This window comes from Planotetraspora kaengkrachanensis (assembly GCF_016862895.1).
In the GTDB taxonomy this organism is placed as follows: Bacteria; Actinomycetota; Actinomycetes; order Streptosporangiales; family Streptosporangiaceae; genus Planotetraspora; species Planotetraspora kaengkrachanensis.
Map to the genome: position 1 here is coordinate 1 of NZ_BONV01000042.1, position 24,093 is coordinate 24,093.

23 protein-coding genes and 1 tRNA gene are annotated in these 24,093 nt (G+C 70.4%); 10 read left to right on the top strand and 14 right to left on the bottom strand.

What is annotated here, in order from left to right; genetic code table 11:
- Positions 1 to 139 precede the first annotated feature (139 nt).
- Entirely contained in the window at positions 140 to 1,351 is a 1,212-nt protein-coding gene (locus Pka01_RS33120) for a DUF2786 domain-containing protein (protein ID WP_203886905.1), read from the bottom strand.
- Positions 1,352 to 1,546: 195 nt separating this feature from the next.
- On the opposite strand from Pka01_RS33120, the gene Pka01_RS33125 reads away from it, so the two are divergent.
- A complete protein-coding gene (locus Pka01_RS33125; protein ID WP_203886906.1) occupies positions 1,547 to 2,185 on the top strand; it encodes an HD domain-containing protein in 639 nt (212 codons plus the stop codon).
- Between the two features lie 176 nt (positions 2,186 to 2,361).
- On the opposite strand, the gene Pka01_RS33130 is transcribed toward Pka01_RS33125, so the two are convergent.
- The 5 genes from Pka01_RS33130 to Pka01_RS33150 form a co-directional block, all read right to left on the bottom strand.
- Positions 2,362 to 3,006: a hypothetical protein gene (locus Pka01_RS33130; RefSeq protein WP_203886907.1), complete on the bottom strand. Its 645-nt coding sequence runs from the start codon at positions 3,004 to 3,006 to the stop codon at positions 2,362 to 2,364.
- An 87-nt stretch (positions 3,007 to 3,093) separates the two neighbouring features.
- On the bottom strand, positions 3,094 to 4,305 hold the full coding sequence (locus Pka01_RS33135) for an ABC transporter permease (RefSeq protein ID WP_239115740.1): 1,212 nt from the start codon (positions 4,303 to 4,305) through the stop codon (positions 3,094 to 3,096).
- Positions 4,302 to 5,030 carry an ABC transporter ATP-binding protein gene (locus tag Pka01_RS33140; RefSeq protein WP_203886908.1) on the bottom strand — a complete coding sequence of 243 codons (729 nt, stop codon included), beginning with the start codon at positions 5,028 to 5,030 and terminating at the stop codon, positions 4,302 to 4,304. The genes Pka01_RS33135 and Pka01_RS33140 overlap by 4 nt, the downstream gene beginning before the upstream one ends.
- Positions 5,027 to 6,151 (bottom strand): efflux RND transporter periplasmic adaptor subunit, encoded by a 1,125-nt coding sequence (locus Pka01_RS33145; protein ID WP_203886909.1) that lies wholly within the window; start codon positions 6,149 to 6,151, stop codon positions 5,027 to 5,029. Before Pka01_RS33145 ends, Pka01_RS33140 begins: the two co-directional genes overlap by 4 nt.
- Positions 6,138 to 6,749: a hypothetical protein gene (locus Pka01_RS33150; protein WP_203886910.1), complete on the bottom strand. Its 612-nt coding sequence runs from the start codon at positions 6,747 to 6,749 to the stop codon at positions 6,138 to 6,140. Before Pka01_RS33150 ends, Pka01_RS33145 begins: the two co-directional genes overlap by 14 nt.
- 114 nt (positions 6,750 to 6,863) lie before the next feature.
- Here Pka01_RS33150 and Pka01_RS33155 point away from each other — a divergent pair, with 114 nt between their 5' ends.
- From Pka01_RS33155 to Pka01_RS33170, 4 genes are read left to right on the top strand one after another with little or no spacing between them, the layout of a single operon-like run.
- On the top strand, positions 6,864 to 7,604 hold the full coding sequence (locus Pka01_RS33155) for a response regulator transcription factor (RefSeq protein WP_203886911.1): 741 nt from the start codon (positions 6,864 to 6,866) through the stop codon (positions 7,602 to 7,604).
- Complete coding sequence (locus tag Pka01_RS33160) at positions 7,594 to 9,411, top strand: sensor histidine kinase (RefSeq protein WP_203886912.1); 1,818 nt, start codon at positions 7,594 to 7,596, stop codon at positions 9,409 to 9,411. The genes Pka01_RS33155 and Pka01_RS33160 overlap by 11 nt, the downstream gene beginning before the upstream one ends.
- Positions 9,412 to 9,427: 16 nt before the next feature.
- Entirely contained in the window at positions 9,428 to 10,960 is a 1,533-nt protein-coding gene (locus Pka01_RS33165; protein WP_203887005.1) for a cobyric acid synthase, read from the top strand.
- Between the two features lie 42 nt (positions 10,961 to 11,002).
- Entirely contained in the window at positions 11,003 to 12,292 is a 1,290-nt protein-coding gene (locus Pka01_RS33170; protein ID WP_203886913.1) for a cryptochrome/photolyase family protein, read from the top strand.
- Here the strand turns inward: Pka01_RS33170 and Pka01_RS33175 are convergent.
- Positions 12,270 to 13,454, bottom strand: a complete 1,185-nt coding sequence (locus tag Pka01_RS33175; protein ID WP_203886914.1) for an FAD-dependent monooxygenase — start codon at positions 13,452 to 13,454, stop codon at positions 12,270 to 12,272. The two genes, Pka01_RS33170 and Pka01_RS33175, sit on opposite strands and share 23 nt — an antisense overlap.
- 114 nt (positions 13,455 to 13,568) lie before the next feature.
- Here Pka01_RS33175 and Pka01_RS33180 point away from each other — a divergent pair, with 114 nt between their 5' ends.
- Positions 13,569 to 14,201 (top strand): TetR/AcrR family transcriptional regulator, encoded by a 633-nt coding sequence (locus Pka01_RS33180; RefSeq protein ID WP_203886915.1) that lies wholly within the window; start codon positions 13,569 to 13,571, stop codon positions 14,199 to 14,201.
- A gap of 13 nt (positions 14,202 to 14,214) precedes the next feature.
- On the opposite strand, the gene fdhA is transcribed toward Pka01_RS33180, so the two are convergent.
- The 4 genes from fdhA to Pka01_RS33200 all read right to left on the bottom strand — a co-directional run bounded on the left by fdhA (position 14,215) and on the right by Pka01_RS33200 (position 19,110).
- Positions 14,215 to 15,429 carry a formaldehyde dehydrogenase, glutathione-independent gene (gene fdhA / locus Pka01_RS33185; protein WP_203886916.1) on the bottom strand — a complete coding sequence of 405 codons (1,215 nt, stop codon included), beginning with the start codon at positions 15,427 to 15,429 and terminating at the stop codon, positions 14,215 to 14,217.
- 132 nt (positions 15,430 to 15,561) lie between these two features.
- Complete coding sequence (gene selB, locus Pka01_RS33190; RefSeq protein ID WP_203886917.1) at positions 15,562 to 17,322, bottom strand: selenocysteine-specific translation elongation factor; 1,761 nt, start codon at positions 17,320 to 17,322, stop codon at positions 15,562 to 15,564.
- Positions 17,322 to 18,593 (bottom strand): L-seryl-tRNA(Sec) selenium transferase, encoded by a 1,272-nt coding sequence (selA, locus tag Pka01_RS33195; protein ID WP_239115744.1) that lies wholly within the window; start codon positions 18,591 to 18,593, stop codon positions 17,322 to 17,324. Before selA ends, selB begins: the two co-directional genes overlap by 1 nt.
- Positions 18,594 to 18,768: 175 nt before the next feature.
- Positions 18,769 to 19,110 carry a hypothetical protein gene (locus tag Pka01_RS33200; protein ID WP_203886919.1) on the bottom strand — a complete coding sequence of 114 codons (342 nt, stop codon included), beginning with the start codon at positions 19,108 to 19,110 and terminating at the stop codon, positions 18,769 to 18,771.
- Between the two features lie 1,049 nt (positions 19,111 to 20,159).
- Between Pka01_RS33200 and Pka01_RS33205 the strand changes: the two genes are divergently transcribed.
- Complete coding sequence (locus Pka01_RS33205) at positions 20,160 to 20,669, top strand: hypothetical protein (protein WP_203886920.1); 510 nt, start codon at positions 20,160 to 20,162, stop codon at positions 20,667 to 20,669.
- A 327-nt stretch (positions 20,670 to 20,996) separates the two neighbouring features.
- Here Pka01_RS33205 and Pka01_RS33210 read toward each other — a convergent pair whose 3' ends face one another.
- Positions 20,997 to 21,389 (bottom strand): NUDIX domain-containing protein, encoded by a 393-nt coding sequence (locus Pka01_RS33210; protein ID WP_203886921.1) that lies wholly within the window; start codon positions 21,387 to 21,389, stop codon positions 20,997 to 20,999.
- Between the two features lie 143 nt (positions 21,390 to 21,532).
- Here Pka01_RS33210 and Pka01_RS33215 point away from each other — a divergent pair, with 143 nt between their 5' ends.
- Positions 21,533 to 22,375 carry a helix-turn-helix domain-containing protein gene (locus tag Pka01_RS33215; RefSeq protein WP_203886922.1) on the top strand — a complete coding sequence of 281 codons (843 nt, stop codon included), beginning with the start codon at positions 21,533 to 21,535 and terminating at the stop codon, positions 22,373 to 22,375.
- Here the strand turns inward: Pka01_RS33215 and Pka01_RS33220 are convergent.
- A complete protein-coding gene (locus tag Pka01_RS33220; protein ID WP_203886923.1) occupies positions 22,360 to 22,563 on the bottom strand; it encodes a transposase in 204 nt (67 codons plus the stop codon). The two genes, Pka01_RS33215 and Pka01_RS33220, sit on opposite strands and share 16 nt — an antisense overlap.
- A 49-nt stretch (positions 22,564 to 22,612) precedes the next feature.
- Here Pka01_RS33220 and Pka01_RS33225 point away from each other — a divergent pair, with 49 nt between their 5' ends.
- Positions 22,613 to 22,894, top strand: a complete 282-nt coding sequence (locus Pka01_RS33225; RefSeq protein ID WP_203886924.1) for a site-specific integrase — start codon at positions 22,613 to 22,615, stop codon at positions 22,892 to 22,894.
- On the opposite strand, the gene Pka01_RS33230 is transcribed toward Pka01_RS33225, so the two are convergent.
- A tRNA-Sec gene (locus Pka01_RS33230) sits at positions 22,895 to 22,987 on the bottom strand.
- 94 nt (positions 22,988 to 23,081) lie between these two features.
- Between Pka01_RS33230 and selD the strand changes: the two genes are divergently transcribed.
- On the top strand, positions 23,082 to 24,089 hold the full coding sequence (gene selD / locus Pka01_RS33235; protein ID WP_203886925.1) for a selenide, water dikinase SelD: 1,008 nt from the start codon (positions 23,082 to 23,084) through the stop codon (positions 24,087 to 24,089).
- Positions 24,090 to 24,093: the final 4 nt, after the last annotated feature.

Genomic DNA, 24,093 nt, shown 5'->3' on the forward strand with positions numbered 1-24,093 from the left:
AGCGGGTCATTGCCAGAATTCGCGCATGATCACGTACGGCATCCGCGCAGCTCATCGCGCCCATGCGCGAAGGTGTGCATGATCACGCGCAATAGACACAACGGGGCGCGGGGTGATCCCCTCGAAGTCCTGCGCGCTCTCAGGCGATCTTGTCGCGGGCGTGGAGAGTGGCCAGGTCGGCGGCCGCCCTTCCGGACACCCAGCCCTCCCGGTCGTTGACCGACATGACACCGGTTCGCGACAGTCGGGGGAACAGCACGGTGACGGCCTTGTCCACCGCCAACTCCCGGGCGGCCAGGACCGGCAGAAGATCACTTCCCGCCTCGGCCACGGCCTGCCGTACCGCCTCGCCCGAAGCCGCCCGGAGCCGCTCGCCGATGCGCTGGGCATACGCCGCGAGGAACGACTGACGGAACGAGCGGGTACGCGACCGGCCGGCGAGATCACGGCGGGCACCGGCCTGGACCATCCCCGAGGTCGCCTGGACCAGCAACGACGTGAACAACAACTCCACCGCGTCGAGGTCGGCGTCGAACCCGAGGACCGTGGAGAACCCGAGGTCCCTGCTCCAGACGGCCCGGCACCGGTTGGCCGAGGCCACGACGTCGAGCAGGATCGCCTTGGGCTTCTCGTAAGGAGAGGCGATCCCCACCCGGCGGCCGGCCGGTTCCTCGGCGCCGCCCGGCTCGGCGGCGAGCATCGCGGCGTCGATGCTGTGTTTGGCCATCAAAGACTGTGCCGCCGAGGTGAAGGTCTCCGCCTCCGCGGGGAACTCGGTGGACTCGGCCTTCGCCAGCAGGGCCCGGATGCGGGCGAGCGTCCGCTCTCCCGCCACCCGGCCGGACACGGGTACGGCACGGCGGGCCGTACCGGGTAGCGGGCAGAGCCGCTCCAGCCGGGGAAGCATGGTCAGCACGGAAAGGACCTCGACGGCGCGGGTCACCATCGCGTGCCGGTCGCCCTTTTCGCGCAGGATCTCCTCGTCGGCCTCCCACCACACACGGGCGTCGAGCGCGGAAAGCTGCGCCAGCCACCGCTCGGCGACGGTCACGGCGGCGTACGCCCGCATCTCGCCGGCCATCGCGTCGACGGCGAGTTGCACGTGCTCGCCCCCGAACGCGCGGCGAACCCGACGGGCCACGTCCGCGGGCTGCCAGCCGGCCTGCCACGCGGCGGTGACGGCCTGCCGCAGGCCGGACAGCAACGTACGGTCGACCGTCCGCGGCCACCCCGCATGATCGGACCGATCGGCCAGAACCTCCACCGTCCGGCGGAACCGGTGCTCGTCCCAGTGGTGCCGTACGCGCAGCGCCTCGGAGACGAGCGCCTCGGCCATCGCGGCTGCATCCATCTGGCCCATCGGCCGACCCCCCTCGAACGTCCGGAGACCGCATCCTCGCAGACGCCACCGACGGTCTCGGGCGTACACCACAGGCGGACAGATCATGTTCTACCAGGCGTTCTTGTCTTTTTGCGGAGTCAAATCGGTCGAACTCCAGGGCATGTTCCAGCCAGGCACCGCAGGCGGGCGAAGGAGATCGTTGTCATGTCGGAGACCATCGCGGGCGTCGCCGTACCCGACTCGCAACTCGCCGTCGAAGCGACCGAACTCGTGCGGGACGCGACGACCCCCCTCCTCTATCACCACTCCCGGCGGGTCTATCTTTTCGGGACGCTGCAGGGCAGGCGGCTCGGGCTGTCCGCCGACGCCGAGCTGCTCTACGTCGGCGCGATGTTCCACGACCTGGGGCTGACCGAGACCTACCGGCGCACGGACCAGCGGTTCGAGCTCGACGGAGCCGACGAGGCCCGTCGGTTCCTCGACTCCCACGGTGTGCCCACGTCCGATGTCCGCAGGGTCTGGGAGGCGATCGCCCTGCACACCACACCGGAGATCCCGTACCGGCTCGATCCCGAGATCGCCCTGGTGACAGCGGGTGTGGAGACGGACGTCCTCGGCATCGGCTACGACGAGCTCGACCCCGGCGATGTCGCGGCGGTCGTCGCCGCCCATCCGCGTCCCGACTTCAAACGCCAGATCCTCGCGGCGTTCACGAACGGGTTCAAGGACCGCCCGGCGTCCACGTTCGGCACGGTCAACGCGGACGTGCTCGAACACTTCGTCCCGGGCTTCCGCCACATCGACTTCGTCGACGTCATCCGGAATTCCGCCTGGCCTGAATGACCCTGCGTGATCATGCACGGCCCCCGCACGTGCATGATCACGGAGCTAGTCTTCCCAGGTCAGCGCATCATTTCCGAATTCGCGCATGATCACGCCGGGCGTCGCCGCAGCTCAACCCGCACTTCACCGAGCCTGTGCATGATCACGCGGGAGACGCGATCACGCGGGAGACGTGATCACGCGGCGCCGGGGGCCAGGGCGGCTCCGCCGCCGTACCCCTCCGCCCGGCACTCGTTCTGGATCTTCTCGATGTCCACGCCCTCCGCCGGGATGCTGTCGTACGTCCACCCGATCGCGTTGGGATCGGAGCCCGTGGCCGGCGTGATGTGCACCTTGAACCCGTGCCGCTTCAGGCACGCCACCTCTTTGCGCACGTCGTCGGCGTAGTGGGGGTTCGTCTTGGGCGAGAACTCCGGCGGCATGAGCGGCATCTTGTTCTCGCAGGCCTTCCTCGCGGCCTCGTACGCCTTCGTCTCCGCCTTGGTGGGCTCACCACTGGTCTTGGTGGGCGATCCATGATCCGTCAGGCACTCGGCGTAGGCCTTCCGGTACATCGCCACCTCCTCCGCGGTGCTGTCCAGGCGCAACTGGGGCCGCTTCGACTCGGAAGAGGAATCAGAAGAAGAGTCAGAAGAGGAATCTCCCGCCGGATCGGGCTTCGCCGTGCTCGACGTGCCGGAGGGAGACTCGGTGACCAGGGACGCGACGCCGTCGTTCCGCGTCGCCGCCTTGTCGTCCGAGCCGCCGCACGCGGTGAGCCAGCAACAACCGGCGAGTACGACGGCGGCGAGCCGGACGGTGCGATCAGAGAGGGAAATCATGAGGGTGAGCATCTCCAGGAGTTGTGAGGAACCTGTCAGGGGGCGATGAGGTTCCGGTCGTGGTCAGAGAGCGAAAATCACGGGAAATCACGGCGCGGAAAGGGCGTCGGTCGGGGTCAGGCGGGACGCACGGATCGACGGGTAGACCCCGGCCACCATGCCGACCACCACCGCGCCGCCGATGCCGCCGAACGCCGCGACGGGCGGGATCACCGGCGGCCATCCCTGGTACGCCGAGTAGCCGACGGCCACCAGGACCCCCAGCAGGGTGCCGATCACACCTCCCAGCCCGGAGAGCGCGACCGACTCGGTGAGGAACTGGGCCCGGATGTGGCCGCGGGTGGCGCCGAGCGCCCGGCGCAGGCCGATCTCACGGCGGCGTTCGAGTACGGAGACCACCATGGTGTTGGCCACGCCGATGCCTCCGACCAGCAGGGCGACGCCCGCGAGGCCGAGGAACAGCGCCGAGAACGTCGTCTCCGTCACGCGCTTGGCCGCGAGCGCGTCCGAAGGACGGCTGACCACGACCAGGTCGGGGGTCTCCGGGTGCAGGGTCGCGGGCAGGACGTCCCGCACGGCCTCCAGGGCGTCCTCGCTTGCCTGCACGTAGACGACCGTCGGATGCCCGTCGAAGCGCAGGTACCGCCGGGCGGCCTCCCACCCGACCAGTACGGAGCGCTCCAGCTCGGGGGCGAGCGGCATGGGACGAAGGACGCCGATCACGGTGAACCAGTGGTCGCCGACGTACACCTGTGGGGGCTCCTGGCCGGGCACCAGCTCGTTGATTCCGAGGCGTGACGCGGCCTCGTAGCCCAGGACGACGGTCGGGAACCTGTCCGTCGAGGTCGTGAGGAATCGTCCGTACTGAACGGAGCCGTTCACCGCGGCGAGCAGGTTGTCGCGGCTCGCGAGCACGCTGATGCCGGCGGCGTCCCCGGCGTCCACCTTGTCCGATCGGGCCACGACGGCGTGGGTGTTGGCGACGGCGCTCGCCACGGTGACGGGGCCGACGCGGGCTGCCATGCCGTCGGCCGTCTCGGGCAGCAGGACCGGGGGGTCCTGGTTGGGCATGGGTTCCGCGCGCAACATGTTGGTGCCGAGCGCGGACAGCTCGTTCATCAGGGCCCTCTGGCTGGAGGCCGGGATCCCCATCACGATGATCAGCGTGGCTATGCCGATCGAGATGCCCAGTGCCGACAGCGCGGCCCGCATCTTCCGGGTGCGGATGCCCAGGAGCCCGAGCCGCAGGATGTCTCCCGGGGCGAGACGGACGGGATCGGTCCGGGTCGTCCGCCTCACGACAGGCTCCCCGACAGACCGGCGCCCGTCATGGCGTGCCCGCCCGGACGGGTGTCGCGCACGATCCGGCCGTCGAGGATCTCCACCCGCCTGGGCACCCGTGCCGCGATGTCCCTGTCATGGGTGACGATCGCGATCGTGGTGCCCTCCGCGTTCAGTTTGGTCAGCAGTTCGAGCACGGCCTGGCCGTTGGCCGTGTCGAGGGCGCCGGTCGGCTCGTCCGCGAGGACCAGCGCCGGTTCGTTGACCAGGGCACGCGCGATGGCGACCCGCTGCCTCTCCCCGCCGGAGAGCTGATGGGGCAGGTGCCCGACCCGATGAGTGAGTCCCACCCGCGCCAGTGCCTCGAGCGCCATGGGGCGGCGCCTGCGGTGCGGCACCCCGGCGTAGAGCAGCCCGGTGGCCACGTTCTCGGCCGCGCTCAGCCCGTCGGTCAGGTGGAACTGCTGGAAGACGAATCCCAGCAGCCTGCCGCGCAGCGCGGACAGTCTCCGGTCGGTCAGGGCGGCGACGTCCTGTCCGCCGATCTCCACGGTGCCGCTGGTCGGCAGGTCGAGCGTGCCCATGATGTTCAGCAGGGTGGACTTGCCCGAGCCTGAAGGGCCGACGATCGCGAGCAGCTCACCCTCGTCGATCAGCAGCGAGACGTCGTCGACGGCGGTGACACCACCCGGATGGAGTTTGCTGGCCCGGTGGACGCGCATGACGGGAACGCCGGAGGTCATGAGCTCGTCACCACCTTGAGGCCCTCGGTGACGCCCGTGCCCGTGACCTCGACCATCCCCCTCAGGAACATCCCGGTCTCGGCGGCGACGAGCTTCCCGTCGGGGAGCTGGAGGGCGTAGCCGCCCTCGCGCAGGGCGAGCAGCGCGCCGACGGGAACGGCGAGCACACCCCGCCGGACCTGGGACGTGAAGGTCACCTCGACGCCCGCGGCGTCCAGCGCCTTCACGTCGGCGGCCTTGCGAGGCGTGACGGTGATGTTCAGCTGGGCCGTGTTCTGACCGGAGCCGTCCGTCACGTCCTGAACGGTCCTCCCGATGGCCGTGACCTGTCCCGCGATCTTCTTGCCGCTGGGGAGCACGATGCTCACGCGCGCCTTCGGGCGGATGGTGCCCACGTCGGTGGCGTCCACCGGCACGGTCACGACCTTGGCCGTCGGGGTGACCGTGATCAGCTCCTCCGCGACGGGATCGCCGAGCTGGGCCTTGATGGACGCGACCCGCGACGGCCCGGGGAGCACGACGACCTGGCCGACGTCCAAGGTGCCGGTCGGCTCCAGCCCGGCGTCCACCTGCCACTGCTTGAGCGCCGACTTGAGCGGAGCGGTGAAGACGTCACCCGGCACGGAGGGTTTCCCGGCGGCGGGCGTCTGGGGCGGCAGGTAGCCGATGGTGTACCCGAGGGCGCGCAGGTTGTTCGCCACCACGGTCACGTCCCGGCCCCGGGTTCCCACCTTGTCCAGCTTGCGGAACAGCGGCGTGTCCCCCACGAAGGCCGGCACGGGGTGATCGTCCACCCAGTAGAGGGGCTTGCCCCTGGCCACCGTGGCCCCCGCCTTCGGCAGCCGGGTGACCAGTCCGGTGCCCGCGCCCCGCACCGAGCGCTCGGCGCCGAAGCCCAAGGTGCCCGGGAGGGTGCGGGTGTCAGAAAGATCGGTCTTGACCACGGAGGTGGTCGCCACCGGAGCCTTGGCCGTCCCGGTCGCCTCGGGCTCGCCTCCGTGGTCGATCACCACGAACGCTGCCCCACCGGCGGCCACGACCGCGAGCAGGGCGACCGCCCCCAGAACGTGCCGCTTCCTTCCCCTCCGCGGCGGCGCGTCCGCGACGTCAGTTCCTGCCACCGAAGACCTCCATCTTGCAGTCCTTGTCGATCTTGTGTCGCACAGATTCGGCCGGCTGGTCGTTGTCGGCGTAGGTCCAGCCACTCGCGTCGGGAAGCTCCGTGACATGCATTCCGTGCGCTTTGAGGCACTTGACGTAGGCGTGATGCTGGACCACGTAGTCGGGGTTCCTGTCCCGGTCCAGCTCAGGAGGCATGAGGGGCATCTTCACGAGACAGGCCCTGTACGCCTCCGCCGGCTCGTGGGAGTTCGGGCCGCTCTGAAGGGGAGGGGCCTGCGCCTTCGACGTGCCCACACGGGCGGTGTCCATCTTGACCCCATGGGTCTCCAGGCACGCCCAGTAGGCGAACCTCAGCCGCTTGACCTCCTCCTCGGTGCTGTCCAGGCGGAGCTGAGGTCTCGCGGCCTCGATCGCGCCGGCCGTGGGCGTCGTCGTGCCGGAGCCGCCATCCTCCGGTACGGCACTGGCGAGTGAGGCCACCCCCTGATCCCGGCCCTCACCGGACGCGGCACAGGCGCTGAGGGCGAGCAGCGACGCCGCAGCGCACAGCCCGGCGGCCTGGGACCTGTAGTAGCGAAGGGAACTGGTTCTCGGCATGGCGGACAGGATGGGCCGGGATTGTCAGAAACCTGTCAGGAACCCTTAGCGCTCCCATGAACCACCAGGCCGGGGGCGTCCGGGCCCTCTCGGACCACGCCTAGGATCGCCGTTATGTGCGCATACGTCCTGGTCGCGGAGGACAACGTGAAGCAGGCCGAACTGGTCCGCCGTTATCTGGAGCGCGAGGGGCATTCGGTCGTCACCGTGCACGACGGCCGTGAAGCCCTGGACACCGTCCGCCGCACGCCCCCCGACCTTCTCGTGCTCGACGTGATGATGCCCAAGGTCGACGGACTGGACGTGTGCCGCATTCTCCGGGCCGAGTCGGACCTCCCGGTGCTGATGCTGACCGCGCGCTCCACGGAGGACGACCTGCTCCTCGGCCTCGACCTCGGCGCCGACGACTACATGACCAAGCCCTACAGCCCGCGTGAGCTGACCGCCCGCGTCCGCACGCTGCTCCGGCGGGCCCACTCCACGGTCCCGAAGATCGATCCGATGCTCCGGGTCGGCGCGTTGGCGGTGGATCCGGTCCGCCACGAGATCAGCGTGGACGGCAGCCGCATCGAGTGCACTCCGGGCGAGTTCCAGGTGCTGGAGCTGATGGCGGCGGAGCCCGGCCGGGTGTTCACCCGGCCGCAGATCCTCGGCCACCTGCACGGCTTCGACCGCTACATCACCTCGCGGACGGTCGACGTGCACGTGATGAACCTCCGCAGGAAGATCGAGCCCGAGCCCCGCCATCCCGTCCGGCTGGTCACCGTCTACGGCGTCGGCTACAAGCTGACCGACGGCTCCCCCGGCGGAGAGAACGGCGCAGATGGTCGGCGGGACATCCACGATGCGCCGTGACGTGCCGTTCCGCCGCAGCCTGCTCATGCGGTTGCTGGCGGTGTCCGTGCTCGTGTCCGTCTGCTCCATCGCCGCGACGGCCTGGCTGACCGTACGGAGCACCACGGTGGCCATCCAGCAGGAGCAGGGCCAGGCCCTCGCGGACGACGCCAGGACCTACGACGCGCTCCTCGGCTACGCGGCCACCCACCCCGACTGGGACGGGGCACGGCAGGTGGTCGGCGATCTGGCGCGGAAGCTCAAGCACAGGATCACGCTGACCACCGAGGACCGCACGCCGATCCTCGACTCCGACACCGGCCCGATCTCGTTGCCCGCCAAGCCGACCGCGGTGATCGACCCACTGTCCGTCGACGGCGCCCTGGTGGCCGACGCTCCGGCCGACCACATCGATCCTCGCGCCGTCGGGCCGTACCGGCTGACCCGTGCGGAGCGTGACACGCTGCGCGCTGCCGCCCAGCGGCGCGCGGCATGCCTGCGTGACGCCTTCTTCGCCGTGACCACGAAGATCGTGGAGGACCCCAACGGGCGGCCGCGCGTCGAGACCTCCGATCACGGGCTTGATCTGTCCAGCAGGTGTCCCGCCCCTGTCCTGGACGCGCCGAGCCGGACCGAGGCGAAGGCGCTCACCCGGCTCGGCGAGCTCGTCCACACCTGCCTCGCGCATCAGGGGCGGCCGGACGTGAAGCTCGCCCTCGACTTCAGCTGGACGCCGATGCCGGCGCCGGCGAGCGCGACCACCTCCAGGCAGACGGCCCCGCGCCAGGACAGCGCGAAGGACCGGAAGGTCGTGCAGGACTGCGTCACCTCCGGCAGGCGCGAGCAACTCGCGTCCTACGTCGCGCCCACGGCCCTGATGTTCGTCAGCAGCCGCAGCTCGGCGCCATCGACGATCTTCGACCTCTCCCGGGCCAACCAGACCCGCATCGCGGGGGTCGCGGCGGGGGTCCTGCTGATCACCGTCACCGTCACCATCCTGGCGGGCATCCGGCTGATCGGCCCGCTGCGGGCGCTGACCGGCGCGGCCAGGCGGATGGAGGAGGGGGACATCTCCGCCCGGGTGGACGTCGATCGCGGCGACGAGATCGGCAGGCTCGCGACGGCCTTCAACGCGATGTCGGAGCGGCGCGAGCAACTGGAGAAGCTGCGCAGGGCGATGGTCAGCGACGTGGCCCACGAGTTGCGCACACCGCTCAGCAACATCCGGGGCTGGCTCGAGGCGGCGGAGGACGGCGTCGTCGACCCCGACCGCACGCTGACCGCCTCGCTGCTCGAGGAGGCCATGCTCCTGCAACACGTCATCGACGACCTGCAGGATCTGGCGATGGCCGACGCGGGCGAACTCAGGCTGCACAAGGAGCCCATCGGCGTGCCCGATCTCGTGGCCCAGGTCGTCACCGCCCACAGAGGCGGCGCGGACGCGGCAGGCGTCACGCTGACCTCGCAGGCCCAGGGCCGTCCCGAGATCCTCGCCGACCCGCTGCGGTTGCGCCAGGCCGTGGGCAACCTCGTCTCCAACGCCGTACGGCACACGCCTCCCGGGGGATCCGTCACGGTGCGCTCGCGCCTGGAAGGCGGCCACGTCGTGATCGACGTCGAGGACACCGGCTCCGGGATCGCCGCAGAGGACCTCGCGCACGTCTTCGAGAGGTTCTGGCGGGCGGACAAGTCCCGCAACCGGGCCACCGGCGGCAGCGGGCTCGGCCTGTCCATCGTCCGCAAGCTCGCGGAGGCCCACGGCGGGACCGTCTCCGCGACGAGCGAGCCGGGAAGGGGATCGGTCTTCACCCTGCGTCTGCCCGCCTGAAAAGGTGGGTTCCGTGCTGAATCGGACCCCGAAGGGGACACTGCTGGTGGCCGGGACGACCTCGGATGCCGGCAAGAGCGTGGTGACGGCGGGAATCTGCCGGTGGCTGGCCCGCCAGGGCGTGCGGGTGGCGCCGTTCAAGGCGCAGAACATGTCGCTGAACTCGTTCGTGACCGCCGACGGAGCCGAGATCGGGCGGGCCCAGGTCGCCCAGGCGCAGGCCGCCGGGCTGGAGCCGACCGCCGACATGAACCCGATCCTGTTGAAGCCGGGGGGCGAACGGCGAAGCCAGGTGGTCGTGCTCGGCAAGCCCCTGGCCGACGTGGACGCCATGGAGTACCTCGCCTACAAGGACCGGCTCAGAGCCGTCGCCATCGAGTCCTATCGGCGGCTGCGCGCTGAGTTCGACGTCGTCGTCTGCGAGGGCGCGGGCAGCCCCGCGGAGATCAACCTGCGCAGGGGGGACATCGCGAACATGGGGCTGGCCCGCGCGGCGGACATCCCCGTCGTCGTGGTCGGCGACATCGACAGGGGCGGCGTCTTCGCCTCGTTGTACGGCACGCTGGCCCTGCTGGAGGCCGAGGACCAGGCCCTGATCGCCGGATATCTGATCAACAAGTTCCGCGGGGCGCGTGAACTGCTCGAGCCCGGGCTCGACACGCTCAGGGAGCTCACCGGGCGCCGGGTGTACGGCGTGCTGCCCTGGCTCGACGGCCTGTGGATGGACCTCGAGGACTCCCTCGCCCTGGACAACAGGCGGACCGCGGAGCCGCCGGACGCCGGATCACACACCGGATCCCACACTGGGGCGAGCCTCCACGTGGCCGTGGTGCGCTATCCGAGGATCTCCAACTTCACCGACATCGACGCCCTCGCGGCCGAGCCCGGAGTCGTGGTCAGGTTCGTCTCCTCGGCCGCCGAGGCGGCGGAGATCAGGGAGGCCGATCTGGTGGTCCTGCCGGGATCCCGCGCGACGGTGAGCGACCTCGACTGGCTGCGCCGTACGGGCCTCGCCTCGGCCGTGGCCGAGCGGCGGGGTCCCGTCCTGGGGATCTGCGGCGGGTACCAGATGCTCGCCCGCTCGATCATGGACGAGGTGGAGTCCGGCGAAGGCCTGGTCGAGGGCCTCGGGCTGCTTCCCGCCACAGTGGAGTTCGGGCCGGAGAAGATCCTTTCCCGGCCGGTCGGCGAGGCGTACGGCCACCGGGTCGCGGCCTACGAGATCCACCACGGGGTCGTGTCGTTCGACGGGGAGGCCGAGCCGTTCCTCGACGGGTGCCGGGTGGGCACGGTCTGGGGCACCACCTGGCACGGAGCCCTGGAGAACGACGCCTTCCGCCGGGCGTTCCTGGCCGAGATCGCCTCCGCGGCCGGGAAGGACGACTTCTCCCCGGCCCCCGGCGTGTCCTTCGCCGCGTTGCGGGAGCGCCAGCTCGACGCGCTGGGAGACATGATCGAGAGGTACGTCGACACCGACGCGTTGCTCTCCCTCATCGAGAACGGGGCGCCGGAGGGGCTGCCCGCGCTCCCTCCGGGCGGGGGTTCCTGAATCGCGGCAACCGATCACCGGATCCGCCTCGAAGAGCAGTGTGTGGAGACGGTCATCGTGCTGCTCACCAGGGACCTGCGCGTCCACGACAATCCGGCCCTGGCGGAGGCGTGCGAGCAGGCGCGGCAGGTCGTGCCGCTGTTCGTGGTCGATCCGGCCATCGAACCGCGTCACCGTGCCGACTTCCTGCGCGACGCGCTGCACGACCTGAGGTCCCGTCTCCGCGAGCTCGGCGGCGACCTGGTGGTACGGCACGGCGATCCGGTCGCCGAAGCGATCAAGCTGGCACGCCAGGTGGAGGCGGACGGAATCTGGGCGGCGGCGGACGTCAGCGCGTTCGCCCGCCGGCGCGAGGAGCGCCTGGCGGACGCGTGCGCGGGCGAACGGCTCGACTTCCGGCTGTACCCGGGCCTGACCGTGGTCCCGCCCGGTGACCTCGTGCCCATCGGGGGTGATCACTATCGCGTGTTCACGCCCTACTGGCGGGCCTGGTCGCAGGCCCCCAAGCGGCGGGCCCTCGATCCCCCCACCCAGGTGCGGCTGCCGGCGAAGCTGGACACCGGGTCACTTCCCCAAGCCTCGCGAAAGCCGTTCGGGCTGCTCAAGGGGGGTGAGACCGAGGGAAGACGCCATCTGGACGCGTGGCTGCGCGGCGGGTTGGCCGGGTACGCCGACGGCCGTGACCTCGCCGCCGGGCGCACCTCGATGCTGAGTCCCTACCTGCGTTTCGGATGCGTCTCACCGATCGAGGTGGTGACGAGGTCGGCGGGCAGGCCGGGCGGCGAGGAGTACGTCAGGCAGTTGTGCTGGCGGGACTTCTACTACCAGGTCGCCCACGCCTTCCCCGAGCTTCCCCGGCGGGACTACCGGCCGAGACGCGCGAAATGGGAGGACGACGAGGAGGCCGCGGAGGCCTGGCGCCGGGGGATGACCGGCGTGCCGATCGTGGACGCCGGGATGCGCCAGCTCCAGGCAGAGGGGTGGATGCACAACCGGCTCCGGATGATCGTCGGCTCCTTCCTCACCAAACGCCTCGGAATCGACTGGCGGGTGGGCGCGGACCACTTCAACGATCTGCTGCTGGACGCCGACATCCCCAACAACTGCGGCAACTGGCAGTGGGTCGCGGGAACCGGCAACGACACCCGGCCCAACCGCGTGCTCAATCCCCTGCGCCAGGCCAAGAAGGTCGACCCCGAGGGCGAGTGCGTGCGGCGGTACGTCCCGGAGCTCGCCGACCTCCCAGGATCGGTCGTCCACGAGCCGTGGCGGCATCCGGCCCGTGTCCCCGGCTACCCCGCGCCGATGCTCAACGAGCGGCTCCTCTCGTGACCTCGGGCAGTGTGCCCAGGTCATGCGTGTACAGCCAGGACGTTGCCCTCGTGTAGAAGAGACGAAACGCGACGGGCATGAAGAGGTCGCTCAGGCGGCGCCCGAGGGGCCCGGCCTTCTTGGCCTCGCGGTTGGCGCTCGCGATCTTCGCCATCCTGCCGATCCTGGCCCGCCGCAACCGGTCGAATTCCGCCAGGGCGGCGGCGGTGGAGGCGTTCCGCGCCAGCGCCTGTGCGAGGACCACCGCGTCCTCGATCGCCATGGACGCCCCCTGCCCGGCGCCCACCGGATGCGCGGCGTCCCCGACGAGCACGACGCGGTCGTCGTGCCAGGTGGGGACCTCGGCCAGCACGTGCATGAGCGTGGGACGGTGCAACTGGGCGGTGGCCTCGATGATCGCCAGGGGCGTCCTCTCGAAGCGGTACAGCTCCGCGAGGTGTGCGAGCCACTCGGCGTCGCCGACGCCCGACGTGTCCGGCTGTCGCGGCGCGATGATCTGCGCCGACCACCAGACCGTGCCGTCGGGGGCGGGGATGTAGATGAACGCGCCGTTGCGGGCGTAGACCATGTTGAAGACGGGCGGCCGGCCGGCCATGCCGGGGACGCCCTCCGACACCCCGGAGACGCTGTACATCCCCGCGTACCCGGGACGAGCGGTCTCCGGATTGAGGATCGAGCGGGTCGCCGACCACAGGCCGTCCGCGCCCACGAGCAGGTCGGCGCTCGCGCCGGAGCCGTCGGAGAACTCCGCCCCGACCCCGTCGCCCGCCGGGGCCGCGCCGACCAGGCGCCTGCCGGTGACGATCCGCGCGCCCGCGTGGATCGCCTGCTCGCGCAGCGTCTCCACCAGCCGGCCGCGCATGAGGGCCACGCTGAGCAGCGGGGCGTCCGGCATCCGCCCGCGGGCCATCTCTCCGAGCACGCGGCCCGAGCTCGCGATCATCCGCTGGGTCGGCACGGCGAAGCCGAGCCGCTGGACCTCCTCCAGGCAGCCGAGCGCCTCGAGACCGCGCAGGCCGTTGCTCGCCAGGCTCAGGAACGAGCCCACCTCTCCCGCGGGGTCGGAGTACGCCTCGTAGACGGTGACCTCCGCGCCGATCCGCCGCAACGCGATCGCGCTCGCCGCCCCCGCCACGCCGCCGCCCGTCACGATGACTTCCATGAGCCCTCCTGAACATTCGTTCACCGAATTTATATTCAGTGAATGTTGATTCAGTATGGAGAGCCGCGAAGATGGGTGTCAACCCGTTGAGGGACAGGGAAGGGGAACACGCCGGTGGGAGTGCGCAAGGAGAAGGCGGCGGGAACCGAGGCCGCGCTCAAGGAGGCGGCACGGCGGCTCTTCGTCGAGCGCGGCTACCTCAACACGAAGATCACCGACATCACCCGGGCCGCGGGCCGGGCCACCGGCTCGTTCTACGACCACTTCAGCAGCAAGGAGGACCTCCTCCAGTCACTGCTGGCCGACATGGAGGCGCAGGTGGACGCCACGATCGGTGCGGGCAGGGCGGTGGAGCGTCCCCATGAGCACGATCTCGCCGAGGCCGGCCCGCTACGCGCGCACGTGGCGGTGGCCTGGCGCACCTACCGGGACAATCTCCCCGTGGTCGTGGCGCTGACCCAGTCGATGATGACCGACCCGCCGGGCTCGGGCCGCGCCTGGCAGAGTCTCGCCGACCAGACCGGCGACCTGCGGGAACACCTGGAGTACATGCGCGAGCAGGGCCGCGAGCTGCCCGGCGACCCCACTCTCGTGGCCGCCGCCATGGGCGCCATGCTCTCCATGCTGGGATACGCCGTCCTCACGGCGGGCGAGCACGGCCCGGGTGTGGCGGACGGCGAGATCATCGATGCTCTCACCGCCCTGCTGCACCGCGGCCTCGCCGGAGCGCCGGCGCGCCCGTCGTGATCGGCTGAGCGCGTCAGACGTTGATCAGGCCGTGCGGGTCGAGGACGTACTTGCGCGCCGCTCCGTGGTCGAACTCCTCATAACCGTGCGGCGCCTGGTCGAGCGGCAGCACGGTCGGGTTGACCGCCTGCGCGATCTGAACGCGGTCGTTGAGTATCGCCATCATGAGCTTGCGGTGGTACCGCATCACCGGGCACTGGCCGGTGACGAACGCGTGCGCCTTGGCCCACCCCAGGCCCAGCCGGATCGACAGCGACCCCTCCTTGGCCGCGTCGTCCTTCGCCCCGGGATCGCCGGTGACGTACAGCCCGGGAATGCCCAGCCGGCCACCGGCCCTGGTGACCCGCATCAGCGAGTTCAGCACGGTGGCGGGCGCCTCCTCGGCTCCCGGCCCGTGGCCCTTCGCCTCGAAGCCGACCGCGTCGACGCCGCAGTCCACCTCGGGCACGCCGAGGAGTTGGTCGATCTGCTCGCCCGGGTCGCCGTCCGCCACGTTGACGGTCTCGCAGCCGAAGCTGTGCGCCTGGGCCAGCCGGTCCTTGTTGAGATCGCCGACGATGACCACGGCCGCCCCGAGGAACTGGGCCGCGCACGCCGCGGCGAGCCCCACCGGCCCCGCGCCCGCGATGTACACCGTCGATCCGCTGGTCACGCCGGCGGAGACGCATCCGTGGTAGCCCGTCGGGAAGATGTCCGCGAGCATGGCCAGGTCGAGGATCTTCGCCATCGCCTGGTCGCGGTCGGGGAATCTCAGCAGGTTCCAGTCGGCGTAGGGCACCAGGACGTACTCCGCCTGGCCGCCCGGCCAGCCGCCCATGTCCACATAGCCGTACGCCCCGCCCGGCTGCTCCGGGTTGACCCGCTCGCAGATGTGGGTGTCGCCCGCCTTGCAGTTGCGGCAGCGGCCGCACGCGATGTTGAACGGCACCGACACCAGGTCGCCGACCTTGACGACCTCGACGTCGGGCCCGACCTCCACCACCTCACCGGTGATCTCGTGTCCGAGCACGAGCCCGGGCGGAGCGGTCGTGCGACCCCTGACCATGTGCTGGTCGCTCCCGCAGATGTTGGTGGCGACCGGTCTGACGATCGCCCCGTGCCCGACCTTCCTGCCGACGTTCGCCGGAGGCACCCCCGGTCCCTCTTTGAGCTCGAACTCGGGATAGTCGGTGTCGACGATCTCTACATGTCCTGGCCCCTCGTACACGACAGCCTTGTTGCCCGGCATGATGGCGGCTTCCTTCCTTGCCGAGACTCCGGCCGCCGCCCGCGACGAGGACGGGGGGTGAGGGGCGGCCGAGCGGCCGTCACCGGGCCCTCGGGCGACGACGGCCCCTTGAGTCGACGGTATACCTGCTGGTCAGGAGCCGCCTACCCGGCATATGCGGTGGTAGTCGTCCACCCGCTCGGTGAACCCGCGGCGATCGAGATGCTCCAGGAGGGGCACGGCGACCCTGCGGCTGGTGCTCAGGGCGATCTTGGCCTGGCTGACCGTGAAGGGCTGCGGCAGCGCCGCCAGCACCGCCGCCGCACGGGCGTCCGCACCCGGGAGCAGCACGATCCCGTCGGCCACCCGCAACAGCGCCCCGGCCCGTACGGCTGCCGCCAGCTCGCGGGGGCCGAGGCCGAGAGCCGTGAGGTGTCCCGCCTCCGGCGCGAGGAAGGGACGCTCGGAAAGCTCAGCGGCCAGCCGCCGCACGGCTCCTGCCACAGTCGCGGGAAGGCCTCCGGACGGTCCCGAGACGATCCGGCCGCCCACCGTCTTCAGCGGGGGATGGATGAGGGCGGTCACCAGCCTCCGGTCGGGCAGCTCCAGCTCGTGGCGGGCCGCCTCCAGCGGCATCCCCGGCTCCAGCGGGTGGTCGTCCCCGTGCCTGCGCACGGCCTCGGCCAGCCGTTCGCCCAGGCTGGACCAATGGGCCGGATCGGCGTACCAGTCCCCCTCCACGGGCGGACCTGGGAGTTCGCAGCCCATGGCGAGGAGTTGCTCGCCGCGGAGCAACCGGTGCACCCGGAGCAGGGAGGGCGCGTCCAAGGCCGCCGCGGCGAGCTGGTCGGCGCGTGCCCGCGCCGCGCCCCGCCGTACCAGCCCGGGCGGCCGCGGATCGAGGACCCGGGCCCCGGCGAGCACGCGCGGCGCCCGGTGTCCGCCCGGATCACGCAGCAGCAGGAGATCGCCGAGGTGGAGGGGCACCCGCCGGCCGAGACGCAGCCGCGCGACCAAAACGCCGAGCGGCCGCACGTCGCACGTGATCGCCGCCGAGCCGATGTGGGCGGTCAGCCGCCTCGGCAGGGGACCGTCGAAGCCCGGCGCGGCGTGTATCCGCACGTCGACCAGGTCGGTCGAGGTCCAGGCGCCCGCGGTCACGAGGGCACGTCCCCGTTCCGGCGTGAGCCTGCCGCGCAGATTGAGCGCCACCCTCGCCACGCCCGTCGCCGAGTCCACCGGTTCCTTCAGCGACTCGATGGCGCGGATCCGCACCGGCTCGCCGTCGATCTCCAGCTCGTCGCCGGTCGAGACGCGGCCCTCGGGAAGCGTCCCCGTCACCACCGTCCCGCTGCCGCGCACGCTGAAGACCCGGTCGATCCACAACCGCACCGGAGCCTCGGCGTCGGGCGCGGGCAGGCCCGACACCAGCCGGTCCAGCGCCGCCCGCAACTCGGCGAGGCCCTCACCCGTGCGGCCACTCACGACCAGCGCCTCCGCCTGCCCGAGACCGCCCCGCGCCAGACGCGCCCGGGCCTCCAGGACGGCAGGCCCGGGTTCGGCCAGGTCCGCGCGGGTCACGACCAGCAGGCCCAGCCGTACGCCGAGGGTCTCCAGCGCCACCAGGTGCTCCTCCGACTGGGGCATCCAGCCCTCGTCGGCGGCCACCACGAACATCACGACCGGAACCGGGCCGACTCCGGCGAGCATCGTGCCGAGGAAACGCTCGTGCCCGGGGACGTCGACGAAGGCGATCCGCTCCCCCGACGGCAGCGCCGTCCACGCGTGGCCCAGCTCGATCGTCAGCCCGCGCCTGCGCTCCTCCTCCAGCCGGTCGGGTTCCATCCCGGTGAGAGCTCTCACCAGCGTCGACTTACCGTGGTCGACGTGACCCGCGGTCGCGATGACATGCATCAGCGGCCCGCCGCCAGCACAGCCCGAGCCACGTCGCCGTCCCGGTCGGCGGGGACGGCGCGCACGTCGAGCAGCAGCCTGCCGCCCTCCACCCGCCCCACGACGGGCGGATCGCCCGTACGCAACGGCGCGGCCAGCCGCTCCGGAAGGCTCACCGCCGCGCTGGGCAGGCGCACCCCAGGAGCCGCGCCGCCGCCCACGGTCGCCTCCGCGGGTACGGCTCTCGCGTCGATCCCCGAATCGGCCAGGACGTCCGCCAGGGCCTGCGCGCGGTCGAGCAGAGCCCGAGGGTCCGCGTGCAGTGCCTGGTGGAGAGGGGTGGCGGGACCCCGGAGGGTGGCCTCGAGCGCCGCGAGCGTCACCTTCCCGACCCGCAGCGCCCGGGCGAGCGGATGCCGCCTGCACCGTTCGACGAGGTCGCGCCGCCCGAGCACAAGCCCCGCCTGGGGGCCGCCGAGGAGCTTGTCGGCACTGGCCGTGACCAGATGGGCGCCGGCCTTCAGGGTGGTCGTCGCGTCGGGCTCGTCGGGCAGGAGCGGTTCCCGTTCCAGCAAACCCGAACCGATGTCCGACACGACCGGGACGCCGAGCCCGGCCAGCTCCGTTATCCCGGCCGAACCGGTGAACCCCTCGATCCTGAAGTTCGAGGGATGGACCTTGAGCACGAACCCGGTCTCCGGCCCCACGGCGGCCCGGTAGTCGGCGAGCGTGGTGCGGTTGGTGGTGCCGACCTCGCGCAGCCGCGCCCCGGTCGAGACCAGAAGGTCGGGGATCCGGAATCCGTCCCCGATCTCCACCAGTTCACCCCGGCTGATCACGATCTCCCGACCCGCCGCGAGGGCGGTGGCGACCAGGACGAGCGCGGCTGCGTTGTTGTTGACCACGTGCACGTCGTCCGCGGCGGGCACGGCGTCGGCGAGCGCCGCCAGGGCGGTCCTGCCACGTCTGGCCCGGACGCCCGCGGCCAGGTCGAACTCCACGTCGACCGGCCCGGCCGCCACGGCCGCGGCCTCCACGGCCGCCGGCGAAAGGGGCGCCCTGCCGAGGTTGGTGTGGATGAGCACCCCGGTCATGTTGATCACCGGGCGCAGGTGGGCGGCATGCCGGGGAAGCGCCGCCAGGGCCGCGTCGGCGACGTCCTCAGGCTCGATCTCGCCCTGCCGTACGCGCTGCTGGGCGGCGACGACCGCGTCCTTGACCACGGCCCGCCCGAGCCGCTCCACCGTCTCGGCAAGGCGCGGGTCGGCAAGGACGGTGTCTGTGCGCGGCACGCGCCTTCGTCGGTCCACACCTCAACGTACAAGCGCCATCCCCTCTCACCTGGGAAGACGCGCAGCCTCTGCCAGATGACGGACAGCGGTTCGGCGGCTCGGCGGTGGATCGGACAAGCGCTGATGCGCACGCCCCGCTCCTCCTACTGGAGGCGGGGCCTGTGCGCCTTGGTCGTCAGACGTCTATTAGGGCGCGGTCTGCCGGACGTACAGCGATGCTGTGCTCCAAGACGACTTTCTCGGCGCCCTCCCACCCCGGGGTGCCGTCCCCGATGGCGTGGATGGCATGGCGCACGGTGGCGACCAGCTTCTGGGCCGCTCCAGGGAGGTCCTCAGCGATGAGGTACATGCTGACCACCGCCTCGCCCTTGGTGAGCGTCGCGGTGATGTCAGGATCCTCCACCATTTCGTCGCACTCCTCGATGGTCAGGAGCTGTTCCATGAGGTTGTCGAGTCGGGGCTCAAGGATCGTGAGGTCGCCCTGGAAGGCGAGGCCCAATTCGGCCCGGAACTTCACGGCTCAACTCACCCCTTTCCAGCAGGTCTCCCGCTTCAACTTCTTCCGCAGTTCGTTCAGGTACTTAGGGTTGGACGGACTGATCTTCACGGTGCTCCAGTGCTTGTCCGCACACGGACACATGATCTTCCAGTACCCCCGTCCTGGTGGTGGCTTGACCTCCCAGCCTTGATCTTCAGCTTCTTCGAGAAGCTTCCGGATCTCCTTATCGGGATGCTTGGGCGCCATTGTCGTTATTCGCCTTAGTGCGCTGTGAGTGTACGTTCCCGGTATCACTCCCGCCTAGGCCGACCCTCGCCACACCTTTGCATAGCGACTGCGCTACGGTACGTAGTTTTTCTTGTCGCTGCAGTAAACAGCGGCATTCCGCTTCAGGCGAATGTTGTGCTGGTTCCGGGGGTGATCGTCCTAGCGTAACGACGGAGTGTTATGGTTCGCGGCCTCTCCGTAAGATTTGGTCACTTTCACCGGACCATCACCGGTTGGTAAGAGCTCACAATTCGCCGCCGCTGGTGGTCGAGCTCATGCCAGGTCCGCCGCAGTGATGGGGATCTCGGCATCATGCGCAACTCAGCCCAGGCTCGGTGCCCCTCCTGATTCCGGCGGCCGCGCCACGAGGCAGCGAGTGTCGACAGTGCGGCCCACTCGGAACTGCCGTCCGGTTTGGGCTCAACAGGATCGCTCACTTCGATCTACCAGAGCGTCCCCGTCATCGGTACGGACAACCAGCCTTGCCCAGCCGGGGCGTCGAGGGGGCCGGCCCGGCCTATCACGCGGTGGCACTCCCACCGTGCGGGATGACCAGCGGTCTGCGTGTGGGGGTCAGGCCGCTGAAAGCACTTTGCAAGCGGCCCGGCCTACAACTGGTGATGCAAGAGCCCCGACCGACACAGCTCCCAGCTACGCGAAGCCATCGAACGCCCCAATACGCCCTCTTCATGGAGCCCAACCGGCTGCACTGGCGCAGGACAGATGGTGGCCTTCCCGCGACGAACCGAATGCTTCGGAATTCTCCCGCTATTACCCCCATATATGAAACGGATGAAACCATGAACGTCTTCAGGAAGTTCACGCAGGCTGCGATTCTCGCCGGTGCGCTGGCGTTGGTCACGGCTTGCGGAGGCGGCGGCTCGGGTGATTCCAGCCCGGTGAGCCTGCCCGGTGTGAACGCCCCCGCCGGGGAAGGCTCCGGTGACAGCGACGCCAGCTGCGATTTCCTCACCAAGGACGAGGTCGCTGACGTGATCGGCCCGAATGACGGCGGCCAGCACGACTACACGTTCGGCGGATGCGTCTGGACGGCCTCAAGCGCCAAGGACGGCTTCAATGAGGCGATCTTCGCGGCGGTGCTGCCCAAGGCGCAGTACGAGTCCGTGGCCGAAATCGGGGAGCCGCTGAGCGGATTCGTCGAGGGCGCCACGTACGACGCGACGCACGGCGAGCTGTGGTTCCCTTGCCGTGGCGGGGACTACTGCGGGATCAAGGTGAGAACCGCGAGCTCGGATGGGCGCCAAGAGGCCGGGCTGCGATTGGCCGAGATCCTTCAGGGCCGTGTGTAGGACATCTCAGACGAAGACCGACAGGCGAAGCCATCGAGCCCGCCCTCCGGGTGTCACCGCAGGTAGATGCGCATGGCGGAGGCGGACGTTGGCAACCATTGGTCATCGTTGGCCGTGCCGCCCTACTTGGAAAAAGACCGTTGGTTGTCGTTGGCCGCGATCGGCTGTCTTCTGGCCTGTTATCGGCGCCGCATGATGATCCACACGGAGCAAGGCGACACCCCACTAACGCGAAGGTCGCCGCCCGGCGACGAGCCGCCCGACGCGAGCCCGGCCGGGAAACCTTCGTAGGTTTCCACTGCGCGCCCGTTCAGGCCTCTTCGGTTGTTACTGGTGGGAGGACACCCACTCGCGGATGACCGCCTCGGTCTCCGGAGTGACGCGGGCCCCGGCCAGCGCGCTGGGGTGGATCCACCGGTGGGCGGCGTGCTCGTCCGACAGGACGACGGCCCGGCCCTCGGCGTAGACCGAGACCGTGAACTGCCGGGCCCGCCGCCCCGAGGCGGAGGTGTAGTCGAACGAGCCGACGAACCGACTGTCGATGGCCGGCGGGCCCGTCCAGCCGATCTCCTCGGCCGGCTCGCGCGCCAGCGCGCCGATCAAGGTCTCGCCGTCCTCGACACCCCCGGAGGGGAGTTCCTCGATGCCGCCCAGGAAGTCATCCGGGACGCGCTCCAGGAGGAGGACGTCACCGTCGTGGTGGACGATCGCGCCGACCACGAGCTTCTGAATGCCGTCGCGGCGGGCCGCCCATCGGCCGCGCCGTCAAGCACGAATGTGATTGCGCCCGCTCATAAGCTTCCCTCGCTTAAGCTTCCCTCGTTTTGCGCGGCTTTGACCTGGCCCTTCGTACTCTGTCCGGTATGCGGAGCCCCCTTGCCGAGTTCCTCCGTGCTCGGCGTCAGCTCGTGTCCCCCGAAGAGGCCGGCTTGCCAAGCGGTCACGACCGCCGGCGCACGCCGGGCTTGCGCCGCGATGAGGTGGCTTTGCTGGCGGGGGTCAGTGTCGACTACTACATGAGGCTGGAGCAGGGCAGAGAACGCCGTCCGTCGGATCAGGTGATCGACGCCCTGGCACGCGTGTTTCACCTTGACGCCGAAGCCGCCGAGTATCTTCACCAGCTCGCCCGTACCCGGGCGCGCAGGTATGGGGTCGATGGCGAGGATGAACAGGTCGTGCCGCATGTGCTGCGGCTCCTGGACGGCTGGGACCACGGGCCGGCGCACGTGCTGAACCGTCGAACGGACGTGCTGGCCCAAAACGCGCTGTGTGTCGCCCTCTTCGAGGGGTTAGAGCACACGGACAACGTTCTGCGGATGTTTTTTCTCAACCCGGCCGCCAAGGGGTTCTGGACGGCCTGGGAACAGGAGGCCCAGCGCCTGGTGGCCCACCTACGTGCCGTCGTGGGGGCGGACCACAAAAATCCGTCCCTTCTCGAGCTGGTCGAGGAGCTCTCGGAGGACAGCGAAGACTTTCAACAGATGTGGGCTCGCCACGACGTACGCTACAGGCGCGGCGACGCCATTCACTTTCGCCACCCCCTTGTCGGCGACCTGATCCTCTGGCAGGAGGCGTTCTCCGTCGACAGCGCCCCCGGCCAGCGTCTTGTCACGATGCAAGCGGAGCCAGGCAGTCCCTCCGAAGAGGCCCTGGCCAAGTTGGGCGCCATGATGGGCCTGGTCTGTACTGGTCACAGGCGGCGATAGGCGCTGAAGTCCGTCACTTCCACAAGGTCCGCCAGGTCGACGTGGGCCGCCACCTCCGCGGGCGTGCGGCAGTACGCGATGAAGTAGCGGCGGCCGCCCACCATTCGGGAGACCCGCAGTCGCTGCCGACCGTTCAGGTTGATCGCTTCGACCTCGTACCCGTTCAGGCCGACCATGCGTAGAACCACCCACACAGGCTAGGAAACGGCAGGTCAAGGGCGGTCGCCCGAACAGGTCGTGATCTCCCTCCGGGAGGCCGAGCGAGAGCCCCTCGGGCTGCTGTACCGCCTGGCCGTCCTGCGCGGCCTGCCCCGCGGGGAGGCGTGCGGCCTCCGGTGGGCCGACATCGACCTGGACGCCGGGCACGCGACCATCGTCCAGACCGTGCTGCAGTTCGGCGGGCAGACCATCGTGGACACCCCCAAGTCGGAGAGGGCCGGGTTTACCGAAGATCAAGCTGCACGATGCGCGGCACACCGCGGCCACCGTGTCTGCGTCATCCCAGATAGGCAGGGTTAGCGGAGGCGGACGGGAATCGAACCCGCCAGGCCGAGGACCTCGACCTCGTCGGTTTTGAAGACCGCGGGGGCCACCAGGCGCCCAGACGCCTCCGGGAGAAACCTAACCCGACCGGGTACGGCACTAGCGGCACGGCGCGACCGTGGCGTGCCATGTCAGAGCGGGACATGACCCGGAGGAGTGCTGCATGACCGAGACGACGGCGCCCCCCGGGATCCGGCTGACCCAGTACGCGCACGGCGGCGGCTGCGCGTGCAAGATCCCCCCAGGCGAGCTTGAGACCATGGTCTCCGGCCTCCTCGCCGGCTCGGGATCACCCCCCGACCTGCTGGTCGGCCTGGACGACGGGGACGACGCCGCCGTCGTCCGGATAGAGGGCGGCCGCGCGGTCGTCGCCACGGCCGACTTCTTCACTCCCGTCGTGGACGACCCGTACGACTGGGGGAGCATCGCCGCGGCGAACGCGTTGTCGGACGTCTACGCGGTGGGCGGTGAGCCGCTCGTCGCGGTCAACCTGCTGGGCTGGCCCAGGGAGACGCTCCCGCTGGACCTGGTGAGGGAGGTCCTGCGCGGAGGGCTCGACGTGGCCGCGACGGCGGGATGCCACGTCGCGGGCGGCCACAGCGTCGACGATCCCGAGCCCAAGTACGGCATGGCGGTGACGGGCCTGGCCGACCCGTCGAGGTTGCTGCGCATCGACGGGGGGCGGGCCGGGCTGCCGATCTCCCTGTCCAAACCGCTCGGCATCGGCGTGCTGAACTCCCGGCACAAGGCGACCGGTGAGGTCTTCCCCCAGGCCGTCGCGGCGATGACCACCCTGAACTCCGCGGCCTCCCGGGCCGCTCTGGCGGCGGGAGCCCGGTGTGCCACCGACGTCACCGGGTTCGGCCTGCTCGGTCACCTCTACAAGCTGGCCAGGGCGAGCGGCGTCACCGCGGTCGTCGACGTGGCCGCCGTGCCGTATCTGGAGGGCGCCCGTGAGGCCCTGCGGGACGGCTACGTGAGCGGCGGCACCCGGCGCAACCTGGCCTGGGTGGAGCCCCACCTGGACGCGGGGAAGGTCGACGGGGACGAACTGCTGCTGCTCGCCGACGCGCAGACGTCCGGCGGGCTGCTCGTGGCGGGCGAGATCCCCGGCGCGCCCGTCATCGGGGAGTTGGTCCCCCGGGAGGGCGCGCCGCTGCGGCTGCGCTGAGCCG

Bases quoted from the DNA above. Each gene is read 5' to 3' on its own strand.
- Pka01_RS33205 (WP_203886920.1), top strand. From the start codon at position 20,160: ATGAACGTCTTCAGGAAGTTCACGCAGGCTGCGATTCTCGCCGGTGCG.
- Pka01_RS33140 (WP_203886908.1), bottom strand. From the start codon at position 5,030: ATGACCTCCGGCGTTCCCGTCATGCGCGTCCACCGGGCCAGCAAACTC.
- selD (WP_203886925.1), top strand. From the start codon at position 23,082: ATGACCGAGACGACGGCGCCCCCCGGGATCCGGCTGACCCAGTACGCG.
- fdhA (WP_203886916.1), bottom strand. From the start codon at position 15,429: ATGCCGGGCAACAAGGCTGTCGTGTACGAGGGGCCAGGACATGTAGAG.
- Pka01_RS33130 (WP_203886907.1), bottom strand. From the start codon at position 3,006: ATGATTTCCCTCTCTGATCGCACCGTCCGGCTCGCCGCCGTCGTACTC.
- selB (WP_203886917.1), bottom strand. From the start codon at position 17,322: ATGCATGTCATCGCGACCGCGGGTCACGTCGACCACGGTAAGTCGACG.
- Pka01_RS33150 (WP_203886910.1), bottom strand. From the start codon at position 6,749: ATGCCGAGAACCAGTTCCCTTCGCTACTACAGGTCCCAGGCCGCCGGG.
- Pka01_RS33120 (WP_203886905.1), bottom strand. From the start codon at position 1,351: ATGGATGCAGCCGCGATGGCCGAGGCGCTCGTCTCCGAGGCGCTGCGC.
- Pka01_RS33125 (WP_203886906.1), top strand. From the start codon at position 1,547: ATGTCGGAGACCATCGCGGGCGTCGCCGTACCCGACTCGCAACTCGCC.
- Pka01_RS33160 (WP_203886912.1), top strand. From the start codon at position 7,594: ATGCGCCGTGACGTGCCGTTCCGCCGCAGCCTGCTCATGCGGTTGCTG.
- Pka01_RS33155 (WP_203886911.1), top strand. From the start codon at position 6,864: ATGTGCGCATACGTCCTGGTCGCGGAGGACAACGTGAAGCAGGCCGAA.
- Pka01_RS33175 (WP_203886914.1), bottom strand. From the start codon at position 13,454: ATGGAAGTCATCGTGACGGGCGGCGGCGTGGCGGGGGCGGCGAGCGCG.
- Pka01_RS33215 (WP_203886922.1), top strand. From the start codon at position 21,533: ATGCGGAGCCCCCTTGCCGAGTTCCTCCGTGCTCGGCGTCAGCTCGTG.